At 63.5% G+C, this 18,624-nt stretch carries 20 protein-coding genes and 1 other RNA gene; 6 read left to right on the plus strand and 15 right to left on the minus strand.

Annotation, left to right across the window (positions count from 1 at the left end):
• Positions 1-58: 58 nt before the first annotated feature.
• From LZ016_RS06350 to LZ016_RS06370, 5 genes are read right to left on the minus strand one after another with little or no spacing between them, the layout of a single operon-like run.
• Positions 59-574: an NUDIX hydrolase gene (locus LZ016_RS06350; protein ID WP_241446564.1), complete on the minus strand. Its 516-nt coding sequence runs from the start codon at positions 572-574 to the stop codon at positions 59-61.
• Positions 571-1,248, minus strand: a complete 678-nt coding sequence (locus LZ016_RS06355; RefSeq protein WP_241446565.1) for a TPM domain-containing protein — start codon at positions 1,246-1,248, stop codon at positions 571-573. Before LZ016_RS06355 ends, LZ016_RS06350 begins: the two co-directional genes overlap by 4 nt.
• Positions 1,245-2,066, minus strand: coding sequence for a TPM domain-containing protein (locus tag LZ016_RS06360; protein WP_241446566.1), 822 nt, complete (start codon positions 2,064-2,066; stop codon positions 1,245-1,247). The genes LZ016_RS06355 and LZ016_RS06360 overlap by 4 nt, the downstream gene beginning before the upstream one ends.
• Positions 2,063-2,608: a TPM domain-containing protein gene (locus LZ016_RS06365; RefSeq protein ID WP_241446567.1), complete on the minus strand. Its 546-nt coding sequence runs from the start codon at positions 2,606-2,608 to the stop codon at positions 2,063-2,065. The genes LZ016_RS06360 and LZ016_RS06365 overlap by 4 nt, the downstream gene beginning before the upstream one ends.
• A 4-nt stretch (positions 2,609-2,612) precedes the next feature.
• Entirely contained in the window at positions 2,613-3,200 is a 588-nt protein-coding gene (locus LZ016_RS06370; RefSeq protein WP_241446568.1) for a LemA family protein, read from the minus strand.
• A gap of 143 nt (positions 3,201-3,343) precedes the next feature.
• On the opposite strand from LZ016_RS06370, the gene mscL reads away from it, so the two are divergent.
• Positions 3,344-3,766, plus strand: coding sequence for a large conductance mechanosensitive channel protein MscL (gene mscL, locus LZ016_RS06375; protein ID WP_241446569.1), 423 nt, complete (start codon positions 3,344-3,346; stop codon positions 3,764-3,766).
• Positions 3,767-3,770: 4 nt separating this feature from the next.
• Here mscL and LZ016_RS15665 read toward each other — a convergent pair whose 3' ends face one another.
• The 3 genes from LZ016_RS15665 to ssrA form a co-directional block, all read right to left on the minus strand.
• Entirely contained in the window at positions 3,771-5,804 is a 2,034-nt protein-coding gene (locus LZ016_RS15665; protein ID WP_241446570.1) for an amidohydrolase family protein, read from the minus strand.
• An 83-nt stretch (positions 5,805-5,887) separates the two neighbouring features.
• Positions 5,888-6,745, minus strand: coding sequence for a hypothetical protein (locus tag LZ016_RS06385; protein WP_241446571.1), 858 nt, complete (start codon positions 6,743-6,745; stop codon positions 5,888-5,890).
• Between the two features lie 105 nt (positions 6,746-6,850).
• Positions 6,851-7,194: a transfer-messenger RNA gene (ssrA, locus tag LZ016_RS06390) on the minus strand.
• 61 nt (positions 7,195-7,255) lie between these two features.
• On the opposite strand from ssrA, the gene LZ016_RS06395 reads away from it, so the two are divergent.
• The gene (locus LZ016_RS06395) at positions 7,256-7,546 is read left to right on the plus strand and encodes a hypothetical protein (RefSeq protein WP_241446572.1); all 291 of its coding nucleotides are present in this window, start codon (positions 7,256-7,258) and stop codon (positions 7,544-7,546) included.
• An 83-nt stretch (positions 7,547-7,629) separates the two neighbouring features.
• Positions 7,630-8,379 (plus strand): NUDIX domain-containing protein, encoded by a 750-nt coding sequence (locus LZ016_RS06400; protein ID WP_241446573.1) that lies wholly within the window; start codon positions 7,630-7,632, stop codon positions 8,377-8,379.
• 97 nt (positions 8,380-8,476) lie between these two features.
• On the opposite strand, the gene LZ016_RS06405 is transcribed toward LZ016_RS06400, so the two are convergent.
• The 6 genes from LZ016_RS06405 to LZ016_RS06430 form a co-directional block, all read right to left on the minus strand.
• Positions 8,477-8,755, minus strand: coding sequence for an SWIB/MDM2 domain-containing protein (locus tag LZ016_RS06405; protein WP_241446574.1), 279 nt, complete (start codon positions 8,753-8,755; stop codon positions 8,477-8,479).
• Between the two features lie 82 nt (positions 8,756-8,837).
• On the minus strand, positions 8,838-9,644 hold the full coding sequence (locus LZ016_RS06410; RefSeq protein WP_241446575.1) for an LD-carboxypeptidase: 807 nt from the start codon (positions 9,642-9,644) through the stop codon (positions 8,838-8,840).
• A gap of 606 nt (positions 9,645-10,250) precedes the next feature.
• The gene (locus LZ016_RS06415) at positions 10,251-10,634 is read right to left on the minus strand and encodes a hypothetical protein (RefSeq protein WP_241446576.1); all 384 of its coding nucleotides are present in this window, start codon (positions 10,632-10,634) and stop codon (positions 10,251-10,253) included.
• Between the two features lie 159 nt (positions 10,635-10,793).
• Positions 10,794-11,531: a DUF2182 domain-containing protein gene (locus LZ016_RS06420; protein ID WP_241446577.1), complete on the minus strand. Its 738-nt coding sequence runs from the start codon at positions 11,529-11,531 to the stop codon at positions 10,794-10,796.
• Positions 11,532-11,533: 2 nt separating this feature from the next.
• Positions 11,534-12,166: a DUF1326 domain-containing protein gene (locus tag LZ016_RS06425; RefSeq protein ID WP_241446578.1), complete on the minus strand. Its 633-nt coding sequence runs from the start codon at positions 12,164-12,166 to the stop codon at positions 11,534-11,536.
• Positions 12,167-12,327: 161 nt separating this feature from the next.
• On the minus strand, positions 12,328-13,239 hold the full coding sequence (locus LZ016_RS06430) for a magnesium transporter CorA family protein (protein WP_241446579.1): 912 nt from the start codon (positions 13,237-13,239) through the stop codon (positions 12,328-12,330).
• Between the two features lie 230 nt (positions 13,240-13,469).
• Between LZ016_RS06430 and LZ016_RS06435 the strand changes: the two genes are divergently transcribed.
• Positions 13,470-14,498 carry a DUF1254 domain-containing protein gene (locus LZ016_RS06435; RefSeq protein WP_241446580.1) on the plus strand — a complete coding sequence of 343 codons (1,029 nt, stop codon included), beginning with the start codon at positions 13,470-13,472 and terminating at the stop codon, positions 14,496-14,498.
• A gap of 343 nt (positions 14,499-14,841) precedes the next feature.
• Here LZ016_RS06435 and LZ016_RS06440 read toward each other — a convergent pair whose 3' ends face one another.
• Positions 14,842-15,153 (minus strand): hypothetical protein, encoded by a 312-nt coding sequence (locus LZ016_RS06440; protein WP_241446581.1) that lies wholly within the window; start codon positions 15,151-15,153, stop codon positions 14,842-14,844.
• A gap of 320 nt (positions 15,154-15,473) precedes the next feature.
• Between LZ016_RS06440 and LZ016_RS06445 the strand changes: the two genes are divergently transcribed.
• Positions 15,474-17,186, plus strand: coding sequence for an N-acyl-D-amino-acid deacylase family protein (locus LZ016_RS06445; protein WP_241446582.1), 1,713 nt, complete (start codon positions 15,474-15,476; stop codon positions 17,184-17,186).
• A gap of 27 nt (positions 17,187-17,213) precedes the next feature.
• Positions 17,214-18,611 (plus strand): UDP-N-acetylmuramate--L-alanine ligase, encoded by a 1,398-nt coding sequence (locus tag LZ016_RS06450; protein ID WP_241446583.1) that lies wholly within the window; start codon positions 17,214-17,216, stop codon positions 18,609-18,611.
• Positions 18,612-18,624: the final 13 nt, after the last annotated feature.

The raw sequence follows: 18,624 nt of genomic DNA on the forward strand, positions 1-18,624 counted from the left end.
CGGTTCGAAGTCTCTGAAAATCTGGCCGCGGGGCACTCGCTCCGCGGCCTTTCTTTTGTCAGCCGTTGAGGAACAGAAGCAGCTTCACGTCGATGCCGAGACCCTCGGCACGGCTCTTCACAATGAAGTCGCGGATTTCGGCCCGCGGCACGAGGTGGACGCGGATGTCCTCATGCTCCGTTCCGCCGCCCTCGCCGATCTTGCGGACGCCGTGGACGCGGACGAGCGTGAAGCTCTCCGACAGCATGCCCGGCGAGGCATAGAAGTCGCCGAGTACTTCCACGCGGTCGGCGGTATAGCCGGCCTCTTCCTCCAGCTCCTTGATCGCCGTGCTCTCGACCGTCGCGTTCGGATCCTCGTCGCCGATCAGCCCGGCCGGCAACTCGAGGCAGCGCCGCTGCAGCGGCACGCGGGGCTGATCGACCAGGATGACCTTGCCGTCGATCTCGGCAAGGATAACGACCGCGCGGATATCGTTCGCGCGGCCCGCATATTCCCACGTGCCCCGGCGAGAGACCTTGACGTACTTGCCCTCCCACATCGTCTCGACGGGGCCCAGCTCTTCGAAGTTCATAGCTCGATCAGCTTGTCCGGGATTTCGTTCGTGTCCGTCGAGGTCTTGGGGAAATGCTCCGCGAGCACGACACCGACCCGCTCGACCGCGGCAACGATGCCGTCGCCCGGACGCCCGGCCTTCACTTCGACCAGCAGCGCGGCCATCGCTTCACCCCAGGTCTCGGGTGTCGTCACCTTCGTGATTGCCTCATCGGCAACGATCTCGGCGCGGTGCTCGCCCATCGACAGATAGATGAGAATGCCAGTGCGTCCGACCGTCCGCCGTTCGGCGCCAGCCTTGAAGGTCGCGATGGCGCGCCGCCGGACCCGCCGCTCCTTGGTCGCCGAAGGCGTCAGCAGCAGCCGCAGCGGCATGTAGCGCAGGATCAGCAGGACGACGGTGAACTTCAGCACCGCCAGGATCATCAGGAAGGTCAGCAGCTCGCGCTGGGTCGTTTCCTCACGCCAACTGCCCAGGAACAGGTCGAGCCACCAGTTGAGGCACGACGGGCAGATCGCCGCCCAGGCGAGCACGGCGAACAGCACCAGCACGGCCCAGTGCAGAGCCACGTCGTGATATTTGTCGCTGAGGTCCGTGACGGCCGCCACGATCTCGCCGTCGCTCTTGGCCTCCGCAGCAGCGATCGCCGCGCTGACCTTGGCGTGGTCCTCGTCGCTCAATCGCAGGATCACCAGCTTCCCCCCGCTCCGCCGCCGCCGAACGATCCGCCGCCGCCGGAGAAGCCGCCTCCGCCGCCTCCCCAGCCGCCTCCGCCGCCGAAGCCGCCGCCGCCCCAGTTGCCGCCGCGCGAACCGCGGCTGAGCTCATTAAGGCCCCAGAGCACGACCCACGGGCTGATCCCGCCACGCTGCGAACGATAACGGCGAGCCCTCGAGCGGCGGGAAAGCGACCCGATGATCGAGAAGAAGATGATCATGATGACGATCACGGGAATGAACTGCCCGATGCCGCCAGACGCCCTCGCCTTCTGCTGCTGCGCCTTTGCGATGTTCGCCTGCGCCTCTTCGGGCGGAAGCGACATCTGCTTGATGATCGCATCCGCGCCGGCGGTAATCCCAACGCCATAGTCCGGCGGGTTCTTCTTGAACTCCGGCAAGATCTTCTCGCGAACGATCACGCCCGAGATCGCGTCCGTCAGGAACGCGCCCGCGCCATAGCCCGTCGCGACCCACACCTTCCGATCGTTGGGAGCGACCAAAAGGAGCACGCCGTCGTCCTTATCCTTGTCGCCGATCTTCCACTCGCGCCCGAGCCGGTAGGCGTAGTCCTCGATCGGATAGCCCTCGAGGCTCTTAACCGTGGCGACGACGAACTGACGCCCGGTCTGCGCCTCTAACGCTTCCGACTTGCTCGAAATGTCGAGCTCCTGCTCTGGACGCAGGATGTCGGCCTGATCGACGACCCTTCCCGTCAGCTTGGGAAAGGTCTGTGCGGTCGCAGGTGCCACGATCAACGCGAAAAGCAGCAGAAATTGCAGAACCGGTTTCACGCCGCCGCCTTCCTCCGAGCTTCGTTAAGATACTGCGGACGCTTGGTGTTGGAACGGAGCTGTGCGTCGATTTCCCGCACGCCGATCATGATGCCAGCTGGCAAATCGCCATCTCTGAACTCGGGAAGCATCAGGCGAACGATCTTGCCGGCCCGATCATCGGTCAGAAGACCTTCGAGCCCATAACCGACTTCGATCCGAACCTTGCGTTCGTTGGGAGCCACAACGAGCATTACGCCGTTATCCACATCTGCTCGACCTAAGCGCCATCCGCGACCCAACCCAAGCGCAACATCTTCGATTGCGTGGCCCTTCAATTGCGGGACCGTGACGACGACCACCTGATCAGTGGTGGACTGCTCCAGTTGCGCGAGTTCCGCGGTAAGATCTTGCTCGACGTTGGCGGGCAGGATGTTTGCGGCGTCCACGACGCGTCCCGTAAGCGCGATGCCGAACGGCGCCGCGTCTTTCTGCCCTTGATGTGCGTCGCCCGGAGCGCACGCGCTCAGGCCAAGCACGAGCGCAACGAGCACCCTGTGCACGGGACTAGCTCGCGTTGAAGTTCACCGAGGGCGCCGTTTCCGCGCCGGCGGCGGCTTCGAAGGGCACCTTCGGCTTGGCGCCGTAGAAGATCTTCGCCCCGATCGCGTCGGGGAAGGTCCGGATGCGGGTATTATAGGCCTGCACCGCCTCGTTGTAGTCGCGCCGCGACACGTTGATGCGGTTCTCGGTGCCTTCGAGCTGGTCCTGCAGCGCCAGGAAGTTCGCGTTGGACTTGAGGTCCGGATAAGCCTCCTGCAGCCGCTGGAGGCTCAACGTGACGCGGTTCTGCGCATCGTTGAACGCGCTGACCTTCTGCGGATCGCTCAGATCGCCCGGCGAAAGCTTGATCTGCGTGGCACTGGCGCGGGCCTGGGTGACTTCGGTCAGCACAGACTTTTCCTGCTGGGCATAGCCCTTCACCGTCGCAACGAGGTTGGGGATCAGGTCCGAACGGCGCTGGTAATCGGCCTGCAGGTCGCCCCACTTGGCGTTCACCTGCTCCTCCGCGGTCGGCACGCTGTTGAGGCCGCATCCGGCCAGGCTGAGCGCTGCAAGCGGAGTGAAAAGGCCAACTCGACGAAGCACGGTCATGTCGTTTCCCCTAAAGAACGAAACGGCGGCGGAAATAGAGATCGCCACACTGTTTTACAAGAACAATACACGTGAATATCTGCTGCTGTTCCAATCAGCGGCATCTGCGCTAGGTTCCGAGGGGGACGCGAAAAGGGGAACTCATGCTCAAGGAATTCCGCGACTTCATCGCCCGCGGCAACGTGCTCGACCTCGCCGTCGCCGTCATCATCGGCGCCGCCTTCGGCACCATCGCCACCAGCCTGACGCAGGACATCATCATGCCGGTCGTGGGCGCAATCTTCGGCGGCCTCGATTTCTCCAGCCATTTCGTCCTGCTGGGACCGATCCCGGCCGATTACGCGGGCTCGCCGACGGACTATGCCGCGCTCAAGAAGGCCGGTGTGGCCGTGTTCGGCTGGGGACAGTTCCTGACCGTGGTCCTGAACTTCGTCATCCTCGCCTTCATCATCTTCATGCTGGTCCGGACGGCCAACAAGATGATGAGAAAAGCGGACGATGCGCCGGCCGGCCCGACCGAGGTCGAGCTGCTGGCCGAGATCAGGGACGAGCTGAAGCGGCGCTAGGCGCTCACTTCGGCTTTCCGTTGAAGCCCGCCTCCGCGCGAAGGGCATCGCCGTCCATCAGGACGCCGTCGCTCATCACCTGGTCGACGTGCCTCAAGTCGCCGATGCGCTTCGACGGGTCGCCGTCGACCAGCACCAGGTCCGCTTCCTTGCCGGCCGCGATCGATCCCGTGCGCTTGTCTGCCTTGACGTTGCGGGCGGCAACGATGGTCGCGGTCGAAAGCGCCTGCGCGGGCGTCATGCCACCGGCGACGTAGAGCTCCAGTTCGCGGACGATCTCCATGCCGTAGCCGTCGGTGCCGGCCACGATCGGCACGCCCGCCGCGCGAAGCTTGTTCACATACTGGCCCATCTTCTTGAAGCTGGCCTCGGCATCTGCGCGAGTCATGCCCTCAGGATAAGGAATGGCTCCGGACTTGAAGCCTCGCTCCGTGGCCGGCGGCAGCGTGCCGACGTAGGCCGTGTAGGCGGGCTGCACCGTGCCGGCATTCGCCAGAAGCACGCCCTCAACCACGACCAGCGTGGGATCGAGAGCGATTTTCTTCTCAGCCATCGTCTTGATAACTGCCCGCATCGGCTCGGCATCGAGATCGACGTCCTTGAAGTAGCGCCCAGGCCCGGTCATCCGCGCCGTCGTGTTCGACTTGGCGACGATCTCGTCCGGCATCGCCTGCATCGTCGCGAAGTAGATGTGGGTGATCTCGTCATAGCCGGCATTGATCGCGTCCAGAGTCCGCATGCCTGCGGGGATGTGGCCGTGCACGTGCAGCCCAAGCTCGTGCGCGAGCTTGGCCGCTGGCGGGATCCATGCCGGATTCATCGACGTGTAGAACTTCACGCCGGTGAGTCCGGCATCGTGGATCTTCCGAACCGCAGCGAGCGTCTCGTCCAGGCTTCCGACGGCAATACTGCCCTGGGCGACCAGCGGGCCCTTCTGGTCGACGATGACGGAGCTGAAGCATTCCGGCGCGAGCAGCGTACCCTTGGCGCGGCGCTCACGCTGCGACACTTCGAGCTCCAGCGGACCGCCGGGGTTGCGGCAGGACGTCACGCCCAGCGCAAGCTCGCTCACGGTGCCGAAATCGTCAGACACGTGCATGTGGCTGTCCCAAAGGCCCGGGACGAGCGTCTTGCCCGCACCCGCGATCACGCGCGTGTTCGCCGGTAGCGAAGCCGGCGCGGCGCCGACGCTGACGATCTTTCCGTCGGCAACCAGCACATTCTGGTTGACGACGAACTTCTCGCCGTCCGCGTCGTAGATCTGCACGCCCTTGAAGAGCACCGGACGCTTCGCTTCGGCCGTGAGGAACTTGGCAGCTGTCGCCGGAGCTAGCGCGGCCAAAGCCGCATCTTGGGCTGCCTGCATCTTGTCCATGTTCCCTTCGTAACCCGCGGGCAGCAGGCCGAGGCCGACCAAGGCGCCGAAGAACTTGCCGTCCGACGTCCAAATCGGCTGCGGCGTTTGCGTCGTACCGCGGAGAAGCTGAAGCTCGGCGGTCTTCTTGCCTTGCGGCCCATCGACCTCGAGCTGCGTGATCTTTTCGAGACTCGCCTTGCCCGACGGCAGCAGCGCCATCCCCGCGCGTCCCACCGCAAGCAAACGTTCGACCTGCGGAGCACCGGACAGGAAGGTGCCGCCCTGCGGGACGTAATACGCGGGGTTCCCGTAGAGAGCGCTGCCCTTGTCGACCGGGCTCGTCCAACTCGCCTCATGACCGTGAACGTGGAACTCCTCGCCTGCATCGCCGCTCGGCGTCACGCCGCGGATGACGACGTCGCTCGGCATCTTGTCGGCGCCAAGCTTGATCGTCTCGTCGACCTCAAAGATCAGGCCGCGAAGCAGGAGCGACTGACGGAAGGCGATCGAGCCGTCCGGAAGCGTCCACATATATTCGTCGCCATGCTTTCCGGCCGTCGAGACGATGACGTAGTGCGCCGCGTCCTTGGGCGGGACCAGCAGCTGATCCTTCGGCACCGGAGCGGCGATCGCGGCAGGCGCGGCGGCGACAAGCAAAGCGGCGAGAATCGTGTGGCGCACGGATGAAGGCTCCCCCTGTTCGAAGGCGCGCACCGTGGCGTCGCAAGCGGCAGTAAGCAACCGCGTGTTCGACGAACGCGTGCCTACTGCAAGCGAACGAGTGCCTCCGGAATCTTGCTCGATCCGGGCCCAACGTCCCAGTGGACCTGCCGGCCGAGGGCGTGCGGAGCCGTCCCGTCCTCGCTGTTGTTGGTCAGCACTTCGCCGTCGGTGATGATGATGAAGCGGCCCTGCGCCTTCGAGACGGGACCGTCCTTCATCTGGCTCGCTGCCGCCGCACCCGCGCGCGCTCCGAGGGGGCCGGCCCGGCCCGTGAAAGCAGGAGCGGTCACGAACACCGAACCGTCCTTCCGGCGCCGGATGGCAATGAAGGGGATGATGAAGTCGTTGTCCGGCAGAGCCGGGAATACGAAGTCCTGCGTCGCGCGGCCCTCGAAGTGATAGTCCACGTCGTACACTCCGCGGCCGCGGTACTGAACGGAACGGTAGCCGGCATATTTGCCGAGCTTCGCCGCGAAGGCCCGCGAGGATTCGTCGTCGAAGCCGGGCATGCCGAACAATTTGGCCATCTGCTCGGTGTCTTCGCGCTTGGATTTCGCGCGTTCTGCAGCCTGCTTCTCGAAGTCGGTCTTCGCCTTGGCGAGCTCGGTCGGCGTGCAGGGCCGGACCTCGTCCTTGTCGTCGTCATCGACCGGAGGCAGCCAGGCCTGCACCTCCACCTTTCCGCTCTTACGGCAACGCGCCTTCTCGGTGCTCCACGGCTCGGCCTTGGCCTCCGCGTCCGGCGGAGTCTGCAGGACGATCTCGCCGCGATAATCGAGGACGAAGCTGCCGTCCTTTTTCAGCGTCAGATCGGACGCGAACTTGCCCGGCCCCCACAGGCAGCCGGTGAGCAGCAGCGGTGCCGCCGCCATGAAGATGCGCTTGCCCCAGATGTGCATCGGTAATCCCCCTTGACCGGAGACTAGCCGAGCAAGGCGAAAGCGCCAACAAACAGCAATGAAGGAAGTGGGAGGCTTCTGTTGCCCGGCGCCTCCCGTGCCGCTGGAATCCCCTTCTGTTGCCCGGTGGGGTCCGACCGCGCTTTTGTCTTTGTAACTTAGACCGTTAGGCCGTCAGTTACGCAGCAATTGCGAGCGCCTCGTTATCGTTGGCACTTGTGTGAATGAACCGTCACGGTGGCTCAAGCCGATCGGCAACCAGGCCTTTATTGCACTCGTCGATCCTATTTCGCCCCCATCAGCAACCGTCGAAACGGCGGCTGGTGGTGGAGGCGCCGGGGTACTGCCCCCCGGGTCCGAAATGCCTATTCCACCCGACAATCTACCGACATAGCCGGGTTGCCCCGGCAGGAGCCAAGATAGGCGTTCCTGCTCGCAAGGACAAGTTTGCGGCGTTTTGAGTCAGTTGCTATGCGTTCGGCACGGAATGTCGCAACTGGGGATAAGTCAATGAAGAAGCTTGGTTTTGTCGCAATGGGCGTCGCCGCGCTGGCTCTTGCGGCCTGCGGCAAGAACAACGCCGATCAGCTCAATGAGAGCGAGGCGCACAATGTGGAGGCGAGCGCGCTGAACGATCTCGCAGCCAACGCCGCGAATGCGGAGATGGAGGCTCTGGGCAATCAGCAACAGCAGCTCGAGGCCGAGAATTCGGCCACGGCGGTCGAGAATACGGACGCGGCCTCGAATGACACGGTGAAGACCGACCCGTCGAAGGTCGAGGACGACGTCCAGGGCATGTAATCGCCCTTAAGGGGTTCTGGGGCCGTCGCTCATCCGGGCGGCGGCCTTTTTCTTTATGCGCGGCGCGCCTAGGCGGACACGCAATGGCCGAAGACGAAGCGATCCCCGCCGCGACCCTGATCCTCGTTCGCGACCGCGAGAGCGGCCCGCCCGAGCTGCTGATGGTCGAGCGCGCCGCGGGCATGGCCTTCGCGGCCGGGGCGTGGGTGTTTCCCGGCGGCAGGATCGACGCAGCCGATGAGGAGCTCGGCGCTACGCTGGACGACGAGCATGGGGGCGCCCGCATCGCCGCGATCCGCGAGACGCTCGAGGAGACGGCAATCCCGGTCGGTCTCGGTGCATCACCCCGCCCGGAGCACTGCCTGGAGATTCAGGCGGCGCTCGCCGGGGGCCAGCAGTTCGCGGCAGTCGTCGCGCAGGCCGGATTAAGCCTGGACGTGGGCGCGCTGACGCCGCTCGCTCGCTGGGTGCCGCGCTTCCACGCCAAGCGCCGCTTCGACACCCTTTTCTTCGTCGCGCGTGCGCCCGAAGGCGACTGGATGCCCAACGTCATAGAAGGCGAATGCACGGGCGCGACATGGGTCAGCGCGGCCGAAATCCTGCACCGCGATCGAGCCGGTGAAGTGCAGCTGATTTTCCCGACACGCCGCACGCTCGAACGGCTGGCTCAGCATTCGTATTACGATGCGATCGTCGCCGACGCGCGCTCACATTCGATCGAACCGATCACGCCCTGGGTAGAGGAGATCGGCGACGAGCGGTTCATCGCAATTCCGGAGGGAATGGGTTTTCCCGTCGTAAGGGAGCGCCTTGAGGGCCTCTGGCGCGGTTGAGTCCACTAATCGACATTAGCGAGTCGCGGCCCGGACATATGAAAAAGGGGACCCGCATCGCTGCGAGTCCCCTCATCGCCTAGAGCGGCGACGCGTCTTACTTCAGGTGGTTCGAGAGATGCTTGTTCATCTCGAACATGCTGACGCGATCCTTGCCGCCGAAGACCTTCTTCAGCTTGTCGTCAGCAACAATTTCCCGCTTGTTCTGAGGGTTTTGCAGGTTGTTCTTGCGAATGTGATCCCAGACCTTGGAGACCACTTCGCTGCGCGGCAGCGGCGAGCTGCCCGTAATCGCAGCGAGGTCCGCCGAAGGTTGAACCGGCCGCGCCAATCCGCCGCCTGCTTTCCTGCCCGACCCCGATGATTTTGTTGCCATACGGCCCTCCTGTTGTTCTCCAATTGATAGAGCGCAAACCTGCGCTCTTGGCAATGCGTTTTCAGAGGGGAAACGCCTGAAATTATCTCGTGAACGGAACGATCCGGTTCAGAACGTCGTGACCGATGTCCGCGCGGCCGCCGTAGACGATGCCGGAACGCTGGCACCATTCCTCGACGATCGCCTCTTCGTCGCGGCCGAAGTCGGGGTCGTTGCGCGGGATGTCGCCGACCCGTCCCAGCCGCAGCCGCGCAACGCTGCGCACGTTCGCGCTGGCGGTGACGTGAAACATCGTGCGGTCAATGCGGTAGTGATGCTCGCTCACATCCTCGATGAGGAGATCGGCGCCTTTGAGGTCAGGCTCCAGCACAGTTCCCAGCAACGCAGCAAACACCGTCAGATTGAACGCCAGCGCAGGCCCGCCATCTAGCCCTGGTTCCAGCGACGCCGGATCGCGCCGGACCAGCCAGTTGAGAGCCCGCGTTACCGCCGCCTGCCCGCCCTCGCGCATCAGGTCCTGCGGCATCGGTCCCCAGGCGACCTGCAGCCCCGCCTTGTGAAAACCGCCATGCAGGAAACCCGCGTCGCTGTAGCCGAGATAAACCTTGGACGACGCAGCTGCAGGAGGATCGGCGAGCGCAGCTTCCGCGATCCGATTGGACCCGTATCCGCCGCGCGCAAACCACACCGCTTCCACGGCCGGATCGGCCATCACTTCGCGTAACGCTTCGAGCCGCTGTTCGTCGGTGCCGGCGAAATGCCCGTCGACTTCGAAGCACTGCGGATGAACCGCGACCTCGCAGTCGCCGCGCGCTTGGACGAACTGCTCCAACCGCTCGGCGGCGGTGCGCGACAACGTACAGCTGGGAGCAACGACGGCGATCCGCATCGACGCTGCTTAGGGTGATACGCCGAATGTCTGCAATGGGTGGAAAGCTGCCATTAACGCGACGGCTAGTTCACGATGCGCGTCGGCGTGCCCCATTTAACTTCAACGCAGCGTTCCTGTCGGCATAAGCCGCTAGCCATGTCGCTTCGGGTGAGATCTCTAACCCTCGTCGAAGTGCCAGGCTCAAATTCCACCGAAAGCGGCCCGGCATCCTTCGGCATTGCTGCGAACTGCCCAAGATAGGTCTGCAACGTCTGCCGATCCACGGCTTGCCCGTTCCAAGTGAACGTGCCGTCGCGCTGGACCTTCAGATGGTAGGCAGCCTCGTTAACCGGCGCTTTGCTGAACGGTGGTTCTTCATTTTGACTGGTTGAGCTTTCTGGCCCGCATCCAGTCAGCGCTAGAGCGAGCGCAAGTACGGGTACCAATCTCATTGCACCTTTGTGCAGGGCGACGCGAATGTCTGCAATGGGTCGAAAGCTGCCGTTAGCACGAGGGGCACCTTAGGTGGAATGCGGACGTTAGCGGCGACCAGATTACCAGGGATCAAGCTCCGCAGGCGCTCACGATCACCGGTGGCGCTGGTGCCGAGAAGGACGTCGGATGTCATTGCGGTGGCAGGGCCTGTCTCGCGGCTGCCCGAAAGAACGTTGCCGATACCAGCCACAGCGCCGCGATGGCGGCGGAGTAAACCAAGGCTTTGAGCGAGCCATCCGGCGTGCTCGCAATCACGGGCGCGGTGGCGATCAACGATCCGAGCGCCACCTGCATGATGGCGACCCCGAGCATCGTTCGGGCCATGCCTGCGGGTCGGAATGATGCGGCGAATGCGCCCACCATCGCGGCCATGATCACCATGAAGAAGGCAGCGCCGTTACCGTCGTCGCGAACGATCGTCGTCCAGACGATGAGGAACGAAGTCACAACTGCGATCGCAACTCCGAACCGGTAAAGACGTGTCCGGCTCGTGCATTCGCTCGCACTGATCATCTTGGTCCTCCTGTCGCATTGGGGTTCCTATCATGGCTCAAGGGCGAATGAGCGGCATGAGGGCGCAGTGAGGAAGATGTGAGAAATGGCGTCTGAAAGTCCGCGATGGGTCGAAAGCTGCCGCTAGCGCGAATGGCAGAAATGGGTCGAAGGCGGACACTAAATCAAGAGCAGAGCTGCGCCCCAGAGGATCATTCCGACGCCGGCAAGCCTTGCAAGCCATCGTCCGCCGGGAAGCAGCTTCTCCGCCGCGACCAGCAATGTCAGTCCGGCCACCCAGATGAGATTCATGACGCCGCCGGCGAACAGCAATGCCATCAGCAACCAGCAGCAGCCAACGCAATAGGTTCCGTGCAGCAAGCCGAGCCGGAAGGCGCCCGACGGGCCGGGCCGGTAGTGGCGGCTAAGAAATGACCCGGGTGAGCGGCAACGGCTGAGGCAGGCGTCCTTCAACGGCGACAGCTGGTACAGCCCCGATGCGATGAACAAGGCGGCTGCGGCATCCCGCCCGACGACCGCCATGGTTGCAGAAGGCAGGAGCGACGATTGCAATCCCGCCGCGATCACGGAGAAGGCGAGCCAGCAGGCGAGGTATCCCGCAAGAAACGCGGCGGTCGGGGGCGACGTTTCCAGTCCGTCGGAATGGCGGTGAACCTGCGCGTAGAGCAGGATGGTGGGGGCCGCGGATGGGATCATCATCGCAAACATCATGACCCACCACATGATCGCGATTGCGGCGAAGCCGGGAGTTGCATCCATGCCAGGCATCGCAGGCATTGCCGCGCCGAGAAAGAGGTAGGCCCAGGCGAGCAGCACAAGGACCGCCAGCCCGGCGATCGTGACTGCACGGCTTCGGATCGCGACCCGCTCGGCCATTGTCCGCCGAACGGCCGCCATGGTCAGCTGCGCACCACTCCGTGACTGGAAAGGTGGAGGTTCGCGAACTGTCCGTAACTGTCGCTGAAATCGACCTGTACCGGCCCAGCGCTTTTGCTCGAGGCGCTGCCGATGTCGGCGACCTCATATTCGAACCCGGCGGGCAGGACGATCTGCGCGCGGGACGCCTCGCCAGTCACCTTGTTGCGGATCGGCTCACCGACCATCTCGACATAATTGGGGATCGAAAGCCGCCCTTTGCGTCCCTCGACATCGACCTCGAACTCGATGTCGGTGAAAACCGGCTCATGCATGTTGGTCACGGTCGCGGCATAGACCGCGAACATGGTCGCGAAGGGATCGGTGTCCTGGCCTGTCATGATGCGTAGCAGGGCCGTCCGCTGCGCTTCGTCGGCTTGCCGGTCGACGAAGGCGATGGCCTCTCCATTGCCTTCGTGGATCGCTCCTGGCCATTTGAAAATGGCCGCGATCCTGAGGCCGTTCAACGGCGTGTCCCCGTGGCGGCCTTCGTCGATCTGTATCGCCGCGACGGCGTAGCAATGGCCTTTGTCGGGCAGCGCATTGAATTGACAATTGCAGCCATATTCACAGCTGCAGTTGACGAGCTCACGGCCGCGAAACTCCCAGTGCGCCACTGTCCCCTCCTGTGAGGTAGAAGAACAACTTTTAGCACAGACCGGATCGATTGCAGAGCGTCCGATCCCTGTGTCTGCTTTGGGTGCTGCGACGCTGATGTAGTGAAGCGGATAAGACCCACCCGGATTGAAGCCCTGGGGAAACTGCATTCCTCCGCGGCTCAAATCCAGTCGCGGTGCCGTGCGTAAGCGACAGAGATCAGCGCGATGAACACGAGCCCGCCGGTCACGATCGAGAAACCAGTCGTGCCGGTTTCGAAGAAGGGCAGTTTGAAGTTCATCCCCATGAGACCTGCGATGGCGGCGCAAAATCCGACGATGGCCGTCAGAAACGTCAGCACTTTCACAAGGTCGTTGGTCTGTTGTCCGGTACGAGAGGTGAAGAGCTCAAAGCTCCCTACGACCACGTCTCGGGTGCGCTCCACCTCGTCCACGGCCCTTTCGAACCGCGTCACCAGCCCTTCGTAGAAAGGCGCGGCGCCTGAATCCGTGACGAGCGCGAAGTCCGGGCGAGAAAGACCGTAAAAAACCTCTCGCTGCGCAACGAGCAAACTCCGAAGCCGCGACACGCGCCGGCGAAGCGCGACCATTCTTCCGAGCAAAATCCCGGAAGCGGACTCTCTAAGCACCCGCTCGTCGAGCTTGTCGGCGGCCTCCTCGATCCGGGATACCTCCTGGAAGTATTCTCCCAGATGCCAATCGAGCAGCGATGCGGCCAATGCCTGTCCTGTAAGAAGCCCGATCAGCGTTTCCGCCTTATCCTGTTCCCGGAAGCGATCGAGGCACGGGACATTCCCCGCATGAACAGTGACGAGCCAGCGTTCAGACACGATGAAGTCGACACGAATGCTCCCCGGCACTGCGCGTTCCTCGGTCGAGTTCGGGAGACGATCGTCCGTCCCATGATTCGGGGCGGGAGCCGTGCTCACCGAGAAGCGGAAGTACTCACCGTAATTCTCCAGCATCGGGCGGCCCGCGTCTTGTGCAGTCCACGCGCCGCGACGAAGGTTCAACAGTTGGCCCAAGCGTTCCAATTCGCCCGCATCGGGTTCGTCGATGTCGATCCACAGCAATTTGTCGGAGCTGAGAGCGTCAACCGACACATCCTGCAGCCCGATCTCACGGTCGCGCCCTTCGGCGTCGTACAAATACGCCTTCGTGGTCATAGCTGCCGTAACGCGCGACTAACAACAATGTCCGCAATGGGTGGATAGGACATCCAATCCGCACCTAGGGACTACCCCTAATTCCAACCGCTTGGCCGATTGGCGAAGGCCGGGGCAACCATAGCAGGAGCGCTACTGTGAACGGCACATACCTCTTAGGATCTCTTCTTCTGGCCGCGGCTCAAGCTGCAACACCCGCGGCACAGCTCGCAGCAGGACCAACGGTGACGCTGGACAATTTCGCCCGCGCCGAGACCGACAACTACTTTGCGACATTCGTAAAGGACGGTGGGCTCGGGAAGATCGCACACAACCGTGACCTAGCCGACGTCAAGGATCAGAAGGTGGTCCGGTTGAACCGTGACACGCTCTATTCCTTCGGCGTCTTCGATCTGGACGCAGGACCAGTCACGGTCGATCTGCCCGATACGAAGGGCCGTTTCATGTCGCTGCTCCTGATCAACGAGGATCACTACAACCCTGCGACCTATTATGATGCGGGACCGCACACCATCACGCGCGAGCAGGTGGGCACTCGTTATGTGACCCTCGCATTCCGCACGTTTGTCGATCCAAATGACCCTGCCGATCTCCAAAGGGCTCACGCGGCCCAAGACGCGATCAAGGTTCAGCAGGCCGGTGGCCCCGGGAAGTTCGATATCCCGGCCTGGGATCAAGCCTCACTCACAGCAGTGCGCAACGAATTAAAGAGCAATGCGCAGGGAATGGCCGATCTGAGCAGAGCTTTCGGGAAGCCCGGCGAGGTCGATCCGAAGCAGCATCTGATCGCCACCGCGGCGGGTTGGGGCGGTAATCCTGCTCGGGATGCTCTTTATGTTGCGGGTTCACCTAAAGCGAACGACGGCAAGACGATCCATCGCCTGAAGGTCAAGGATGTTCCGGTCGACGGCTTCTGGTCGATCACGGTCTACAACGAAGCGGGCTTCATGGTGCCCAACCCGCAGAACGCCTACTCGCTCAACAATATCACGGCAAAGAAAGACGCGAATGGCGGCTACACGATCCAGTTCGGCGGCTGCGACAAGGGGGTGAGCAACTGCCTGCCCATCATGCCCGGCTGGAACTATCTCGTCCGCCTTTACCGGCCGCGAGCGGAAGTTCTGGACGGCCGCTGGAAATTCCCTGAGGCCCAACCCGTCGGCTGACCAATTCTAATGTCCGTAATGGCTCGGAAGCTGCCACTAAGCTAGCGGCGGGAACGGGTGGTTAGCGGACAGAGCCCGATCGGCGTCGCAGAACCAAAATCGCTCCAAGTAGGACCGCGAACACGGCTGCGCGGAGGGGAAGCCCTGAGACAGCGAAGCTAAGTCCGCCCCAGAGCCAATCGCCGATGAAAAGCCCTACAAAGAGACCGGCATATATCCAAATCGATAGGTCTGAGTGGCGTCTCAACACCTCAGCATCATATGCGGATATCAAACGTCCGCAATGGGCCGAAAGCTGACTCTGGATAACGGCAGCTTTGGGTGGAAAGCGGACGCTAGCGGTTTAGGGCTTCGCCGGAGCCAAAATGTCCATGCCAAATCTCATTGAGAAGTCGTTCGGTAGGTTCTCAAGTACGCAAATCTTTTGTGCTTCTCCCATTGTACCGGTCATATGAATAACCGGCTCGGTGGGGGCCTTATATTGGACGAAATAGAGTGCGCCTTCGTGCAGTTGACACTTGGCTGCGACTTGCATCAGCGTGGCTTTGTCGTCGCTAGTCGGGTTGTCGGGTCGTGGGGCTAGAACTTTTTGCCCGTTGGACGCATCGGCCATCAACGCGAGCGCCACCAATGCCACCCAGCTTGTCAACTTCATGGGGCGGGATGCTCTCATACGGCCATAATGTCCGCAATGGGTCGATAGCTGCCACTGCTGCCCGGACGAGCCCGGACGGCAGCAGCCCTTAGATGCTGTCCCACAGCACCCCGTTTGTGCCTTAGTGCATTCGTGCCCCCCACAGGCCTGCCGCCAGACCCGAAGTTGACCAAGGTCACACGTGCACCGTTTCGAACCACGGTCGCGTCTCGGCCGCGCCGCTCGCGGCACGGTCAATTTCGTGACACCCCCCTGCACCTTTGCTGTGGCATCGCCCTCCAACATGATGCAGCTTCACGGCCATTGATCGGGGGGATTGCATGAAAAAGAGAGTTGCGTTCGCATTCGTTGCTACCGGGCTTCTTGCGTCGTCGGGCATGGCCCAGGCGCCGGCCGAGACCTACGACCTGCTGATCGACAACGGCACGGTCTACGACGGCCTCGGCGGCCAGCCTTTCACCGGCGACGTGGCGATCAAGGGCGACCGCATCGTCTATGTCGGGCCGAAGGCGCCCGGCACCGCCAGGAAGACCGTCGACGCGAGCGGGATGGCCGTCTCGCCCGGCTTCATCAACATGCTGAGCTGGGCGGTCGAAAGCCTGATCGCCGACGGCCGCGGCCTCAGCGACACCGTGCAAGGCGTCACGCTCGAAGTCTTCGGCGAAGGCGATTCGATGGGCCCGCTCACCCCGGAGATGAAGAAGCTCGCCGTCGATCGCCAGTCGGACATCCGATACCCGATCAAATGGACCACGCTGGGCGAATATCTGACCTATCTGACGAAGAAGGGCATCACGCCCAACGTCGCTTCCTTCATCGGCGCCACCACCGTCCGCGTGCACGAGCTTGGCGAGAAGGACGTTGACCCGACGCCCGAACAGCTCGACCGCATGCGCGCGCTGGTCCGCGACGCGATGAAGGAAGGCGCCCTCGGCGTCGGTTCGTCGCTGATCTACGCGCCGGCGAGCTATGCCGAGACTCCCGAACTCGTCGCCATCACGACCGAGGCTGGGAAATGCGGCGGCATGTACATCAGCCACATGCGTTCGGAGGGAGACCGGCTCGTCGAAGCCGTCGACGAGCTGATCACCATCAGCAAGGAGTCTGGGGCTCCGGCGGAAATCTATCACCTCAAGCAGGCCGGCAAGGAGAATTGGGGCAAGCTCGACGAGGTCATCAAGCATGTCGAGGCGGCCCGCGCGTCGGGTCAGCGCATCACCGCCGACATGTACACCTACACCGCGGGCGCAACCGGCCTGGACGCTTCGATGCCGACGTGGGTGCAGTCGGGCGGCCTCGAGGAGTGGATCAAGCGCATGAAGGACCCGCAGGTCCGCGCCAGGCTCGTTCAGGAAATGCGCACGCCCTCAAAGGATTGGGAGAATTTGCTGCTGGGCGCCGGCAGCCCCGACAAGGTCCTCCTGATCGCTTTCAAGAACCCCAAGCTGAAGCCGCTGACCGGCAAGACGCTCGGCGAAGTCGCCCGCATGCGCGGCAAGAGCCCCGAAGAGACCGCCATGGACCTTGTCATCGAGGACGGCAGCCGCGTCGGCACGGTCTACTTCCTGATGAACGAGGACAATGTGAAGCGGCAGGTCGGCCTGCCGTGGGTCGGTTTCGGCTCCGACGCCGATTCCGAAGCGCCCGAAGGCGTGTTCCTCAAGTCGAGCAACCACCCGCGCGCCTACGGCAATTTCGCGCGTGCGCTCGGCCATTATGCGCGAGATGAGAAGTCTGCGCCGCTCGCCGACGTCGTCCGTCGCCTCACGTCGTTCCCGGCGACGAACCTCGGCATCAAGGGCCGCGGAGTGCTTCGCGACGGCTATTATGCAGACGTCGTCGTCTTCGACCCGGCCAAGATCCAGGACCACGCGACCTTCGAAAAGCCGCAGCAACTCTCCACCGGCGTCCGCGACGTCTTCATCAACGGCACGCAGGTGCTGAAGGACGGCAAGCACACGGGCGCCAAGCCCGGCCGTGTCGTTCGCGGGCCGGGCTGGACGGGATGGGCCGACGGGGGCGCTTGCAAATAAGCCCGCGGCCAATAGGGCCGGTGGACAATGACTGAATCCACCATCTTCTTCTGCGGGATCGGCGGCAGCGGGATGCTTCCCCTCGCCTCCATCGTTCGTGCAACCGGGGCGCGAGTGTCCGGCTCCGACCGTTCGCTCGATGCGGGGCGCGTCGCCAACAAGTTCGCCTACCTGCGCTCGCTCGGCATCGGCCTGTTCCCGCAGGACGGATCAGGCCTGCAGCCTGGGATGACGCTCGTCACTTCAGCCGCCGTTGAGGAGACGGTGCCCGACGTCGTTCGCGCCCGCGAGCTCGGCCTGGAACAGCTCACCCGCCCGCAGTTCCTCGCGCAGCTTCTCAATGCCGCGCACCACAGCGTCGCCGTCGGCGGCACCAGCGGCAAGTCGACCGTGACCGGCATGATCGGCTGGATCCTGCACGCGACGCATCGCCAGCCGACGGTGATGAACGGCGCGGTGATGAAGAATTTCGTCACACCGTCGGCGCCGTTCGCAAGCGCGCTGGTCGGCGATCCGGAACTGTTCATCAGCGAAGTGGACGAAAGCGACGGCTCCATCGCGCTCTACAGGCCGGAAGTCGCGGTGCTGACGAACATCAGCCTCGACCACAAGGAAATGGGCGAGCTGCGCAGCCTGTTCGCGGCCTTTCTCCTGCGCTCACGAAAAGCCGTGATCAACCTCGACGATCCGGAAACGCGGGCGATCGCCGACGTCGTCCCGGCGGACCAGTGCATCGGCTATGGCTTCGATAGCCCCGGCGCGACCTTCCTCGGCAGGAACCTTACCCTTGAGCCGAATGGCAGCACCTTCACCGTCATCTCGGGCGATGAGCAGCAGGAGGTTCGCCTCAGCGTTCCCGGTCGCCACAATGCGTCCAACGCCCTCGCCGCCATCGCCGCAGCGCGCGCGCTTGGCGTTCCGCTCGCCGAAGCCGCCCAGTCCATCGAGCGCTTCGAAGGGCTCAAGCGCCGTCTGGAAACAGTCGGGCAAGCCGCCGGCGTCACTCTCATCGACGACTTCGCGCACAATCCCGACAAGATCGACGCGACGCTCGCGACGTTGCGTGCGCAGCCCGGCCGCCTGCTCATCATGTTCCAGCCGCACGGCTACGGACCGCTCGCCAAGATGGGCGACGAGCTCGCTGCCAGCCTTGCCGCCGGCATGGCTCCGGACGACCGGCTCTACCTTCCCGATCCCGTCTACCAGGGCGGCACGGTCGAGCGGACGCGCGGGTCTGACTGGCTGGCCGAGCAGGTCCGCGCCAAGGGCGCCAAGGCGGAGCACATCCCCGAGCGAGCTGCGATCGGCGAAGCCCTGCTAGCCGAAGCGCGAGAGGGCGACCGCATCGTCATCATGGGAGCGCGCGACGACAGCCTGAGCGAGTTCGCTGTCGATCTCATCGAGCGCCTGCTCGAGCGGAACTGAAGCGCGCCTGCCG

Source organism: Sphingomonas telluris (genome assembly GCF_022568775.1).
GTDB classification, from domain to species: Bacteria; Pseudomonadota; Alphaproteobacteria; order Sphingomonadales; family Sphingomonadaceae; genus Sphingomicrobium; species Sphingomicrobium telluris.

Excerpts from the sequence above, each read along its gene's own strand:
- LZ016_RS06350 (WP_241446564.1), bottom strand. The coding sequence starts at position 574 with ATGAACTTCGAAGAGCTGGGCCCCGTCGAGACGATGTGGGAGGGCAAG.
- LZ016_RS06370 (WP_241446568.1), bottom strand. The coding sequence starts at position 3,200 with ATGACCGTGCTTCGTCGAGTTGGCCTTTTCACTCCGCTTGCAGCGCTC.
- mscL (WP_241446569.1), top strand. The coding sequence starts at position 3,344 with ATGCTCAAGGAATTCCGCGACTTCATCGCCCGCGGCAACGTGCTCGAC.
- LZ016_RS06385 (WP_241446571.1), bottom strand. The coding sequence starts at position 6,745 with ATGCACATCTGGGGCAAGCGCATCTTCATGGCGGCGGCACCGCTGCTG.
- LZ016_RS06395 (WP_241446572.1), top strand. The coding sequence starts at position 7,256 with ATGAAGAAGCTTGGTTTTGTCGCAATGGGCGTCGCCGCGCTGGCTCTT.
- LZ016_RS06400 (WP_241446573.1), top strand. The coding sequence starts at position 7,630 with ATGGCCGAAGACGAAGCGATCCCCGCCGCGACCCTGATCCTCGTTCGC.
- LZ016_RS06405 (WP_241446574.1), bottom strand. The coding sequence starts at position 8,755 with ATGGCAACAAAATCATCGGGGTCGGGCAGGAAAGCAGGCGGCGGATTG.
- LZ016_RS06410 (WP_241446575.1), bottom strand. The coding sequence starts at position 9,644 with ATGCGGATCGCCGTCGTTGCTCCCAGCTGTACGTTGTCGCGCACCGCC.
- LZ016_RS06415 (WP_241446576.1), bottom strand. The coding sequence starts at position 10,634 with ATGATCAGTGCGAGCGAATGCACGAGCCGGACACGTCTTTACCGGTTC.
- LZ016_RS06420 (WP_241446577.1), bottom strand. The coding sequence starts at position 11,531 with ATGGCGGCCGTTCGGCGGACAATGGCCGAGCGGGTCGCGATCCGAAGC.
- LZ016_RS06440 (WP_241446581.1), bottom strand. The coding sequence starts at position 15,153 with ATGAAGTTGACAAGCTGGGTGGCATTGGTGGCGCTCGCGTTGATGGCC.
- LZ016_RS06445 (WP_241446582.1), top strand. The coding sequence starts at position 15,474 with ATGAAAAAGAGAGTTGCGTTCGCATTCGTTGCTACCGGGCTTCTTGCG.
- LZ016_RS06450 (WP_241446583.1), top strand. The coding sequence starts at position 17,214 with ATGACTGAATCCACCATCTTCTTCTGCGGGATCGGCGGCAGCGGGATG.